This window comes from Argonema antarcticum A004/B2 (assembly GCF_023333585.1).
GTDB classification, from domain to species: domain Bacteria; phylum Cyanobacteriota; class Cyanobacteriia; order Cyanobacteriales; family Aerosakkonemataceae; genus Argonema; species Argonema antarcticum.
The window spans coordinates 1-11,485 of record NZ_JAIQZN010000152.1; the positions used below are offsets into that span (position 1 = coordinate 1).

The window sequence follows — 11,485 nt, forward strand, 5'->3', positions numbered from 1 at the left end:
GAGTGGCAGAGTGGGAGAGGCGAAAAGAAATAAAAATGTTCTTAGGTGAACAAAAGCATAGCAACTCCGAAAGAGCCGTTTTTTTTCTGTTTCTGAGAGATAGCCAAAAAATGATTATTGCATCTCTCAGAATTAATTAGAGCTACTAGACTTATCGATCGAGTCTTTTTGACCGTTTGGGGGCGCAACGACTACACCTCTATCTGCGGCGCGTTGCTCTCGTTTTTTGCGTTCGGCTTTGACGGTATCTTCCATCATTAACCGCGCTTGGGCCATTTTATCTAGATTGCTGCGGTAGAGTTCTAAATCTTTTTGCAGTTTGTCTTCTGGTAAGTGCAACGCCGCACCGATCTGTTTGAGCGCCTCAGTCAACTGTTTGGTGTCTTTAACTATGGTAGAGCCTGCCACTTCTAGGAGGGTGAACAAACCAATAGCAAACAAGCGGCTGTACTTGAAGTTGGAGTTGTTGGCTATAGCTTGTAGCGTTGGTCGCAAATCTCCGGAGTTGCTAAACTCAGACCCTTGACTGAGAATTTCGACAATTTCCTGAGAATTTCGACTTTTTGCCCATCCTTCCAACCATTGTCCATCTTGCTTGTACCTTTGCGGGTCATTTTCTACTGCTTTGCAGAGGGCGTCAAAAATAGGGTCTTTATCCGCTTCTGGTCGATAGCCTTGCATAAAGCGGTCAAAGGAAGCCACAACTCCCAAAGCATAGATAGGGTCGTAGCGAAAATCGATATTGACCGACAGCAAGTGTATTTCTACCATCAATTCTTCGACCACTCGCCGGTAAATAGTGTTGATGGGACGAGTGTGAAGGTTGTAGAAAGTTCGCTTAGTATCTGAAACAGTGCGGACGTTATTCACGGAAAGCATTTTTAAGAATGATTTAACTTTATTGTCTCGTTTAAGTGTAAGTTTGCCAAGCAGATCGCAGCAAGAATGGGCTAGTGAGTAATTTAGCGCCTGTTGGTTGCGATCGGGTAAAATGCAGGATTGCCATCTGGTTTTTTGAGAACAGATGTATTTTATTTTCAGCAGCCTACAACAATGTATTCTCCTAAATTAATCGCTCTAGCTGGCTACATGGCTGGTGAGTTTGACAATAAAGACCAAGCTCGCGACTCTCCGGCTTGGTACGTGCATCTACGCCTTTGGCAGCGACCCGTGCCTTTGTTTTTGGAAGACAGCCTCACTCTGTTTGCGGAGCAAGCCAACTATCTTTACCCGGAGAAAGCTTATCGCCAGCGCATCATGCGGCTACAGGACAGCAGGGATTCGGAGTCCTCGATCCAGGTGCAGTACTACGCCATTAAAGATCCATCTTCTATGATAGGTGCTGGTCGCAACCCAGATTTACTAAAAAGGCTTTTGAGCGATCGCATAGAACTGCTGCCGGGTTGCACTCTTAATGTTACCGAAGGCCCGATCGCTCAGAGCGCTTATCACTTTCAAGCGTCTTTACCACCAAACACTCGTTGCTGCTTCAACTATAAGGACGAAACTTACCAGGTTTCGCTCGGATTTGAGGCCAGTTCCGCAGAATTTCTTAGTTATGACAAAGGAATCGAACCGGAAACTGGCAAAGCTCTGTGGGGAGCTATTATGGGCCCTTACCGCTTCAGTAAGCGTCAAGACTTTTCTGCCGAACTGCCTTCATAAAGCCCGATCGAGGCAAAGGGTTCCTTTGCCTACAAGAAGGGCCCAAGCCTAGCTCAAGACGCCATGCTGTTGCGGGGAACACCCTCTAGAGCATCATCTTCCGTTTCAAAAATTTCAAACACCGAGTCCATCATCGTAACCTCAAACACCAGTCTGGCTTCTGGATGTACGTTGCAAATACGGAAACTTCCTTTCACTTTGTCAGCATCTCGCATTCCTGCGACCAATGAAGTCAGACCGGAACTGTCGATAAAATTAACCTGACCGAGATTGACTACCACATGACGGCTGAGTTTGGAAATACACTCCTGCAACTTGAGGCGAAATTGCCATGCCGTCGTAATATCTAAGCGCCCTGTAGGCGTCAAGACGATAACAGTAGTGCCGTCTTGGAGCGTGTGTGTTTTTTGCTCGATATGGATCACTGCCCCTCCCCTTTAAATCGTAACTTTCTACAGCTTTTGCACATAGCCTCAACCCGATCGCTCTTTATAGAAACACAGCCAGTACATACATCAGGCCAAACCTGAGATGAAGCTTGTCATTTTTGCTTTCCCTGTGGGTTCACTGGCAATAGTATTTATTATTTTTCAAGTTATTGTCCACAGGTTAAGGCAAAAATTTATAGCCTCTGGGGCTAAAATCTCCCGTCACCTGAATTAGGGTGCCGGACTTGGAATTACCTACCACACTATACCGTAACGCAGGCGGTCTAACTCTCATTTCGGAGGTGTGACGCTTTTCCCACTCTAACATCGACTATGGCTTTAACCACCGATTACCAGTTTTATCCCAACCCCAAAAGGTAGTGGGATAAAACTAGAGAGGATTTCTGTAAATCTTATGCAGCACCAGTCCACTCAGCCCAATCTTGGGGCTTTAAGAAAATTTCATATAACTGGGCTTCTGGTGTATTGGGTTCCGGTTGATACCCGTATTCCCAGCGTACCAAGGGCGGTAAAGACATCAGAATCGACTCGGTACGTCCGTTTGTCTGGAGTCCAAAGATTGTACCCCGATCGTAAACGAGGTTAAATTCCACATAACGACCACGGCGATAGAGTTGGAAATTGCGTTCGCGATCGCCATAATCTATCCCTTGGCGTCGCGCCACAATCGGCACGTAAGCCGGTAAAAATGCGCGACCGCAATTTTTGATAAACCCAAACAAATCTTCCCAGCTGCGGGGCTCTATATTGCTGAGAGCGGCACTGTAAACTGCCGCTGGCCCATTGGCATCCGGCCCTTTATACAATTGGCCTTGCCCATCTTGGTAATCAAAAAATAGTCCGCCCACGCCCCGCGTTTCCTGCCGGTGTTTTAAATAAAAATACTCATCGCACCAGCGTTTAAACGTAGGATAGTATTCCGAATTGTGGGCATCGCAGGCTTGCTTGAAAGTTTTATGGAAATGGGCAGCATCCTCTGCAAACGGATAGTATGGCGTCAAGTCAGCGCCCCCGCCAAACCACCAAACCGGCCCAGCTTCAAAGTAGCGATAGTTAAGGTGTACTGTTGGCACATAAGGATTGCGGGGATGCAACACCATCGAAGTGCCGGTCGCGTAAAAGCGATGTCCAGCCGCTTCTGGGCGTTGCGTCAGAATTGAGGGCGGCAGATGGTCGCCCCAAACCTCCGAGAAGTTAACGCCGCCCTGCTCAAATACAGCCCCCTCGCGCATCACGCGAGAACGACCGCCGCCCCCTTCAGGTCGTTCCCAGGAGTCTTCTGTGAAAGTAGCAATGCCATCTAGCCGTTGCAGATCTTGACAAATTTCGTCCTGCAACTGTTGCATAAACTGGGTGACCCGATGCTTTGAGTCAGATGGAGGCATCGTTTTGTTGGTTGTTGCCTCGGAAGTTGAAAAAGCCGTCATAATCTCAAAAAAGCAATTTAATTTAGTTCAACCGAACAGTGGTTTAATTGTCCGCGAGTCTTTAGATTAACTCGAATTGGGTCACCCCTAGCCCCTTTCTTCTTTCTTGTTTCTTCTTTTGACTTTTGACTTTTGACTTTTGACTTTATATAGCCCCTAGTCCCTAGCTATAGCAGCGGGAGGAGCGTAATAATGCCCAATTTTTCCTCCAAATCCACCGATCGTCCTCAAAGGCGTTGGTGGCTCTTTTCTCTAGCTTGTACATATCAAGCCCTCAGTTCGGCTTCGGTGGACGCTTTATGGCAAAAAGTGACAGATTTAGCTGATGTTTCCTGGCATCCCCTGCTGGCAAGCACCAATGTTCCCAAGGGGTTAGTTGCCAAACCTGGCTTGATTTATCAGGCTGTGACGCGATCGATTCCGATTCCGATTCGCATTTTCGTCGAGCAAGTAAGGCCCAGGGAATTGTTAACGGTGCGAATTCTGACTTTACCGGGGCTGGAGGAAAGAGTGACTTACAAAGTTCAGTCCACCGTCTGCGGTACTGAGATTTCGTATTCTATTACGCTGCGAGGGTGGTTGTCGCCCCTGATCTGGTCGCTGATCCGACCGAGTGCAGCGCGGGTTGCGGCTCAATTAGCTCACGCAGCCGAACAAAACCCCTGATGAAGGGCATTCGGGAAATTTCAGATTTCAGATCTAAAATCTAAAATTTCCCATTCCCTAACTCCGTTAAACGCAGACCGACTAAAGTTAAGATTTGATAACAGTTAATTATGAAATCGCCCCTCACAGCTAGGGGAAAAAACACAATGTCTGACATTCTCGATGCCAGCTCGGTTTTAGAAGTATTGCGCCCAGTGCAAGACCCCGAACTCCGTAAGAGCTTGGTGGAATTGAACATGATTCGCAACCTCAAGATTGAGGACGGTAATGTCAGTTTTACTTTGGTGCTGACAACGCCCGCCTGTCCTTTACGCGAGTTTATCGTCGAGGATTGCCAGAAAGCAGTCCGCCAGCTGCCAGGGGTGAAAGATGTGGCGATCGCAGTCACCGCAGAAACACCTCAGCAAAAAGGAGTGGCCGATCGCACCGGAATTCCCGGTGTTAAAAATATTTTGGCTATTTCCAGCGGCAAGGGTGGCGTGGGAAAAAGCACTGTTGCTGTTAATGTGGCGGTGGCTTTGGCTCAATCGGGTGCTAAAGTGGGCTTGATCGATGCGGATATCTATGGCCCGAACGCACCGATGATGCTGGGACTGGCAGATGCCAAGGTGATAGTGGAACAAACTGCCCAAGGAGAACTTTTGGAGCCAGCTTTTAATCACGGTGTAAAGTTAGTTTCGATGGGATTTTTGATTGGCAAAGACCAACCCGTGATTTGGCGAGGCCCGATGCTCAATGGCATTATCCGCCAGTTTTTGTATCAGGTGCGGTGGGGCGAACTGGATTACTTGATTGTGGATATGCCTCCCGGTACTGGCGATGCTCAGCTAACCTTGATTCAGGCTGTGCCAATGGCGGGTGTGGTGATCGTGACGACGCCCCAAAATGTGGCTCTGCTCGATTCTCGTAAGGGCTTAAAAATGTTCCAGCAGTTGGGAGTGCCGGTTTTGGGAATTGTGGAAAATATGAGCTATTTTATTCCACCAGATATGCCCGATCGGCAATACGATATTTTTGGGTCTGGCGGGGGAGAGAAAACGGCTGCTGAGTTGGGTGTGCCGTTGCTGGGGTGCGTGCCTCTAGAAATATCCTTACGCCAAGGAGGCGATCGCGGTTTACCCATAGTAGTGGCAGAACCGGATTGTGCCTCAGCGAAAGCCCTGAGTGCGATCGCCCAGCGGATCGCTGGCAAAGTTTCTGTAGCTGCTTTAGCCTGATAGCTAATCGGTAATTTAGGAATTTCAAATGGCAGATTGCAGATTGAATTTAGATCTAAAATCTAAAATCTAAAATTACCCATTACCAATTACCCATTAACTTATGTTGAATTTCCTAAACCCCATTCGCTGGAAATCTTGGTTTATATTCTGGCAACAAGTAGACTGGTGGCTTTTTGCAATGCCTGTAGGACTGAGCTTTTTTGGCGGTCTGATGATCCGCAGTGCAGAATTGAATCTGCCAGTGACTGATTGGTGGCAGCACTGGCTTGTTGGTGGGATCGGCTTCGGACTGGCACTTTTCCTGGCCCGCTGCCGCTACGAAAATTTGCTCCAGTGGCACTGGATCATCTATGGTTTAACCAACTTTTCTTTGATTGCGGTAATGGCGATCGGCTATAGCGCCAAAGGGGCTCAGCGATGGATTAGTATCGGCGGCTTCAATTTTCAACCTTCTGAATTTGCCAAGTTAGGTTTGATTATTACTCTGGCGGCAGTCATACACTCTAACGGGGCTTCGACGATTCCATCTTTCGCCAAAGCCTTGGCAATCACAGCAGTTCCCTGGCTATTAATATTTGTACAGCCTGACTTGGGTACGTCTTTGGTGTTTGGTGCTATTACGGTAGGGATGCTTTACTGGGCCAATACAAATCCAGGCTGGTTGATACTGTTTGTTTCTCCAGTGGTTGCCGCAATTGTGTTCAACTTTTATTTACCGGCGTGGTTCGCTTGGACAGCACTTATGTGCGTCATTGGTTTTACCACTCTGCCTTGGCGCTGGTGGGGTGGGGCGGGTGCGATCGCAATCAACTTTGTCGGAGGGCAAATCGGGCATATCTTTTGGGGTCTATTGAAGGAATATCAAAAAAACAGATTGATTTTGTTCCTGAACCCAGAAAAAGACCCATTGGGAGGAGGATACCACCTGATCCAATCTCGCATTGCGATCGGTGCCGGACAGATGTGGGGCAAAGGTCTTACTCAGGGAACTCAAACTCAGCTGCACTTTATTCCCGAACAGCACACCGATTTCATCTTCTCAGCTATTGGCGAAGAACTCGGCTTTGTGGGCTGTATTGTGGTGATGATAATCTTCTGGTTAGTCTGTCTGCGCTTAATAATGATTGCTGAGAATGCCAAAGACAATTTTGGTTCCTTATTGGCGATCGGCGTCCTAGCCATGATCGTATTTCAGGTAATTGTTAACATAGGCATGACCATTGGCTTAGCACCAGTAACAGGAATTCCCCTACCTTGGATAAGTTACGGGCGTTCCGCAATGCTCACCAATTTTATTTCCATAGGACTGGTGGAATCGGTGGCAAATTATCGACAGCTACGCAGGTTTCAATAGTTTTGGGTTTCAGTTGCAATTAACCCAGCTATTAAAATCAACGTTTAATACTAATAAAAGCGGATAGTCGCCAACAGGCAAGTTCGCTTACAAGCAGATCGAGAGAGGAGAAAATCATGATTTTGCCAGGTTCAGCAGTTCGCGTGAAGAATATAGCCGATACTTACTACGGTTATCAAGGGCTAGTTCAACGGGTTAGCGACGGTAAAGCAGCAGTTCTTTTTGAAGGCGGAAATTGGGATAAATTGATAACTTTCCGCCTGTCAGAAATAGAATTGGTAGATGCCACTGCTGGACGCAAAAAAAAGTAAGTGAAAAGGTGATGGGTAATTTTAGATTTAAAATTTTAGATTTTAGATTTAAAATTGAAGTATTTAAAATTTGAAATTTGAAATTTGAAATTACTCATTAGTCACAATTATGCGTCTTCCTCTCCCACAATTTGCAGCCAGTCAGCGCCACCCCAACCACTTTGCTGAAGTAATAGAAACGGCAACGACAGAGTTTTTAGCACAATGTCTAGAGCCAGATACTCTGAGCTTTCCAGCCATGCCGCCTTTTGGCAGTTGGGTAAGGTCGGTGGATGAAGAATCGAGCAATCAAATCTACGCTGTGGTTTATCATGCCACTACTATGCCGATCGACTCCATCCATCGAGCGCGAGCTTTAGGCATGACATTAGAAGAATTGAGAGAGGAACAACCTCAGATTTTTGCCATGCTCAAAACTGAGTTTCGGTCTGCAATTGTGGGGTATAAACCACCATCGCGGGGAACACCAGTCATTTACCAGCACCTACCACCGCGTCCTCCTCAGATTCACCAAAGCGTTTACAGGTGCGAACCGCAAGAAATAATTAATTTTAGCGAACAGTTAGATTTTATGCGGACGCTGTTGCAGGTGAATGGAGCGGCTGTGGATGCTCTATGTGCCGCTGCGATGAGGGAGATTTATCAACTCAGAAAAGCTGATCGCACTTGGTTAGTGAACGCCGGACGAAATTTGAGCGTGTTGCTCAGAGATGACTACGATCGCTTAAGAGTAATTTTAAGTCAAATCCACCCTTAGAGAGTTTTCAATTTTGAGGAATGAGTTTTGAGTTAATAAAGTTGGCTTAATTCAAAGTCAACTTTCAACATTTATAAATCTCTCCCTGCTGCTAGTTATGGAATCAGCCTTAGAAACTTTTCACGAGCCGATCGTTCCCTTCGCGATTCTGCTGGTGGTCATTTTAACCGTACCCGCCCTCTTCGAGCGACTGCGATTGCCGGGATTAGTGGGTTTGCTGGTAGCGGGAGTAGTACTCGGCCCTAACGCGCTGAATGTACTTCAGAAAGAAATGCCGACGATGAAGCTGCTATCAGATATTGGATTAGTTTATCTGATGTTTGTGGCAGGGCTAGAAATTGATATGGCATTATTCCGCAAAACTAAGCATCGATCGGCTGGTTTTGGCACTTTTACTTTTCTAGTGCCTCTGATTGTAGGAACGATCGTGGGGCGTATGTTTGGCTTTGGCTGGAACGCTTCGATTTTGATTGGCTCTTTGTTTGCCTCTCATACTCTGTTGGCTTATCCTATAGTCAGTCGTTTGGGGGTTGTAGGGAACGAAGCCGTCACCGTCACTATTGGGGCGACAATTTTCACCGATATTGGCTCTTTACTGGTTTTAGCAGTTTGTATCGGCATTAATAAGGGGAACTTTACCATTGTCAGCCTCATTACCCTGCTGGGTTCGTTGATTGTCTACTCTGCGATCGTTTTGTTTGGCTTTGATTGGGCGGGAAGAGAATTTTTTCGCCGCACAGGGGATGATGAGGGCAATCAGTTCTTGTTCGTACTCCTGGCGGTTTTTCTGGCGGCGTTGGGAGCTCAGCTGATCGGAGTCGAAAAAATTGTCGGTGCTTTCTTGGCTGGTTTGGCAGTGAATGATGCTGTGGGCGAAGGGCCGGTAAAAGAAAAAGTTATTTTTGTTGGTAGTGTCCTGTTCATTCCCATCTTTTTTGTGGATATGGGATTGCTGATAGATATCCCAAGTTTTATTAAAAGTCTGGGATCGATTTGGCTGACACTAGCGGTTGTGGCGGGTTTGATTGGCAGTAAATTTTTGGCGGCTTTGTTTGCCAAACTGGTTTATCGCTACAACTGGCAGGAAATGCTGACGATGTGGTCCCTGTCGCTGCCGCAGGTGGCGGCAACTTTAGCGGCGACGTTGGTGGGTTATAAGGCTGGGTTGCTGACTGAAGCGGTATTGAATAGCGTTCTTGTGTTGATGGTGGTGACGGCAACTCTGGGGCCATTGATTACGAGTCGGGTTGCTGTGGGGCTAACTGTACCGGAAACCAATTTGGATATTGGGGCAAACGCTCTTGATGAGGAATTTGTAAGTGCAACGCGATCGGGTTTTACTGTAGTGGTTCCGGTTTATAATCCTCAGACCCAGCGATATTTAATTGAAATGGCAGCTTTGTTGGCACGCCATGAGAGCGGTAGGATTGTGGCGTTAGCGATCGCTCAGGCTCACGCTCACATGGATGCCCCAGAACTAGAACTAGCTCAGCAGCGGGGTGATATGCTGCTGGAAAAGGCAGCGCAACTGAGTCGAGAACTCGGTTTGGAGGCCCAGCCGCTACTGCGAATTGACGATAGCGTCGCCCAAGGAATTAGCCGTGCGAGTCGCGAACAAAATGCCAGTCTGATTGTGATGGGTTGGGGTAAAAGAACTGGGTTTCGGGCTCGCTTGTTTGGCAACCTGATTGATAGCGTGCTTTGGGCGGCTCATTGTCCGGTGGCGGTAATGCGCCTACTCGATTCGCCGATGCAAATAGGGCGCATTTTGGTTCCGATTGAAAATTTAACAGCCCAGGCGGTGCTACCTGTGAGGTTTGCACAAATTCTAGCTGAGGCGAATCAGGCACAAGTGACGCTGTTACATATATGCGATCGCAGAATCACATCAAGCCGACGCGCTTGGAACCAGTCTCAGCTGACTCTACTCGCCTCAAAATGGGTGCCTCACAATAACTTTGAAATTCAAATCACTCCCCACGATAATGTGGTAAAAGCAATACTGAATGCTGCGAGATCCTCCGATTTGGTTATCCTGCGCTCAAAACGACAGCGAACAGCTGGTGGATTGGTCATTAGTGATGTGACGACTCAGCTGGTACAGCAACTAACTTGCTCTTTGGTGATGCTGGGAGAACCTCAACGGACACTTACTGGCATTTCTTCCCCAAATTCGCCCACTACAAATGCTATTTCAAGTTAATTGTTCGTCATTGGTCAACCGATTTTGAATTGCGCCCCAAAAGAGAGGATCTCATCAATTTAGAGTAATTATGCGGTTTATCGATCTTTAAATCAAGCCAGCGATAAGGGCAGGAGTTGGGTTATATTAGGCCCCCTTCTTCCAGGGTTTCAATTATTGAAAAACAAATGTAAGAACCCGCCACTAACAGAAACGCTGAAACCAAGTAAGCAACAGCCAGCATCTGAAGTCCAGCTCCAAAGGAAATGTAGGTAGTCATGAATCGGCCTCCTTAGCCTTGTCTCTCTCTATTATTCCCTCATCGCTGCGATTTATTTCTACTGATTTCTAGTGATTTTTAATCGGCTAATAGGGGGAGATTAAAGTTTCGCATCACATTTTGGTATCAAATCCGTACATTTTCCTCTCAATCAGAAGAGATTGATTACTCGGCGCAGTGATATAGCAAAGTGCTGAGTGCTGAGTAGAAACACAGTCTCCGCCTTACTTTTAGCGTTTAATACTGTCTTAACCGCCAAGGCGGTTGCTATATGTAGTTTCCTTTGGATGAGAGGATTTTGGATTGATAAATCTCCTCTTATCCCAAATCCTGGTTAGCTACCCCCTTTTTCTGCCTCAATGTTGTTCCTTCTCCCCCACTCCCCCACTCTCCCCCTCTCCCCCTCTCCCCTAGACTGAATAAGCTCTGGGGTAAGATTTCTGTAGCAACGTGCCATCTGCATTTATACTAAAATCTTCCCCTGGGATAAAACCCTTGGCAATTAACCGTTTATAAGTATTTAGTGACATTATTCTTCTGATTTCCTGTTTAATATCAACGGGAAGGAGAGTTTCGACAGCCCATAAAAATAATTCTCCGTCAAACCAGATCAAACGCTCAAGACTCACGATTAATACAGCAGATACTTCCTCAAGCGTCATTTGACTGCTGAGATTGGCGATTATATCTAAAGCAATCTGCCTTTTTCGGGTCATTATGCCCATAGTCACTTTGGCGATTTCTCGTTCTAAGTCTAATTGGTTCATCCTTGCCACCTCTGTTTGTTGCTGAGTGCGATCGGCTTTTGGGAAACCGAAAGGCTGTTTTGCCAAGTATACCTAAAGGTGGATACTAATATATCTTTGGATGGATGCAAAATAGGGATTTGTTGTCTTTTATACCAATACCAGTGCTTCTTTAGGCGTAACCTCTTGTAGGCGTAACCTCTTGGTTGATAGGGGAATAAAAATAAATGTGGTTTTTTACCATAAATAAGTAAATTTGTCAAATTGGGGTGAGGTCATGAGTAGTTGGTTGGCACAAAGAGTCCCCCTTGTTCCCCTTGTTCCCCTTGTCCCCCTTGTTCCCCTTGTTCCCCTTGTCCTCCTTGTCCCCCTTGTCCCCCTTGTCCCCCTTGTCCCCCTTGTCCCCCTTGTCCCCCTTGTCCCCCTTG

Annotated in this window: 11 protein-coding genes; 7 read left to right on the forward strand and 4 right to left on the reverse strand. The window is 46.8% G+C overall.

What is annotated here, in order from left to right; all coding sequences use genetic code 11:
- Nucleotides 1-132: 132 nt before the first annotated feature.
- Nucleotides 133-870: a photosystem II biogenesis protein Psp29 gene (gene psb29, locus LAY57_RS33370; protein ID WP_249071493.1), complete on the reverse strand. Its 738-nt coding sequence runs from the start codon at nucleotides 868-870 to the stop codon at nucleotides 133-135.
- A gap of 183 nt (nucleotides 871-1,053) precedes the next feature.
- On the opposite strand from psb29, the gene LAY57_RS33375 reads away from it, so the two are divergent.
- The gene (locus LAY57_RS33375) at nucleotides 1,054-1,665 is read left to right on the forward strand and encodes a chromophore lyase CpcT/CpeT (RefSeq protein WP_249071494.1); all 612 of its coding nucleotides are present in this window, start codon (nucleotides 1,054-1,056) and stop codon (nucleotides 1,663-1,665) included.
- 53 nt (nucleotides 1,666-1,718) lie between these two features.
- Here the strand turns inward: LAY57_RS33375 and LAY57_RS33380 are convergent, their stop codons facing one another.
- A complete protein-coding gene (locus LAY57_RS33380) occupies nucleotides 1,719-2,090 on the reverse strand; it encodes an STAS domain-containing protein (RefSeq protein WP_249071495.1) in 372 nt (123 codons plus the stop codon).
- Nucleotides 2,091-2,506: 416 nt separating this feature from the next.
- Nucleotides 2,507-3,541, reverse strand: a complete 1,035-nt coding sequence (hemF, locus tag LAY57_RS33385) for an oxygen-dependent coproporphyrinogen oxidase (RefSeq protein WP_249071496.1) — start codon at nucleotides 3,539-3,541, stop codon at nucleotides 2,507-2,509.
- 192 nt (nucleotides 3,542-3,733) lie between these two features.
- Here hemF and LAY57_RS33390 point away from each other — a divergent pair, with 192 nt between their 5' ends.
- From LAY57_RS33390 to LAY57_RS33415, 6 genes are all read left to right on the forward strand, one after another.
- A complete protein-coding gene (locus LAY57_RS33390) occupies nucleotides 3,734-4,207 on the forward strand; it encodes an SRPBCC family protein (RefSeq protein WP_249071497.1) in 474 nt (157 codons plus the stop codon).
- Nucleotides 4,208-4,353: 146 nt separating this feature from the next.
- On the forward strand, nucleotides 4,354-5,424 hold the full coding sequence (locus LAY57_RS33395) for an Mrp/NBP35 family ATP-binding protein (protein ID WP_249071498.1): 1,071 nt from the start codon (nucleotides 4,354-4,356) through the stop codon (nucleotides 5,422-5,424).
- Nucleotides 5,425-5,527: 103 nt separating this feature from the next.
- Nucleotides 5,528-6,781: a rod shape-determining protein RodA gene (rodA, locus tag LAY57_RS33400; RefSeq protein WP_249071499.1), complete on the forward strand. Its 1,254-nt coding sequence runs from the start codon at nucleotides 5,528-5,530 to the stop codon at nucleotides 6,779-6,781.
- A 116-nt stretch (nucleotides 6,782-6,897) separates the two neighbouring features.
- A complete protein-coding gene (locus LAY57_RS33405) occupies nucleotides 6,898-7,092 on the forward strand; it encodes an NAD(P)H dehydrogenase subunit NdhS (RefSeq protein WP_249071500.1) in 195 nt (64 codons plus the stop codon).
- Nucleotides 7,093-7,201: 109 nt separating this feature from the next.
- Nucleotides 7,202-7,849 (forward strand): hypothetical protein, encoded by a 648-nt coding sequence (locus LAY57_RS33410; RefSeq protein WP_249071501.1) that lies wholly within the window; start codon nucleotides 7,202-7,204, stop codon nucleotides 7,847-7,849.
- A gap of 97 nt (nucleotides 7,850-7,946) precedes the next feature.
- Complete coding sequence (locus tag LAY57_RS33415) at nucleotides 7,947-10,052, forward strand: cation:proton antiporter domain-containing protein (RefSeq protein ID WP_249071502.1); 2,106 nt, start codon at nucleotides 7,947-7,949, stop codon at nucleotides 10,050-10,052.
- Nucleotides 10,053-10,721: 669 nt separating this feature from the next.
- Here the strand turns inward: LAY57_RS33415 and LAY57_RS33420 are convergent.
- Complete coding sequence (locus LAY57_RS33420; RefSeq protein WP_249071503.1) at nucleotides 10,722-11,144, reverse strand: hypothetical protein; 423 nt, start codon at nucleotides 11,142-11,144, stop codon at nucleotides 10,722-10,724.
- Nucleotides 11,145-11,485: the final 341 nt, after the last annotated feature.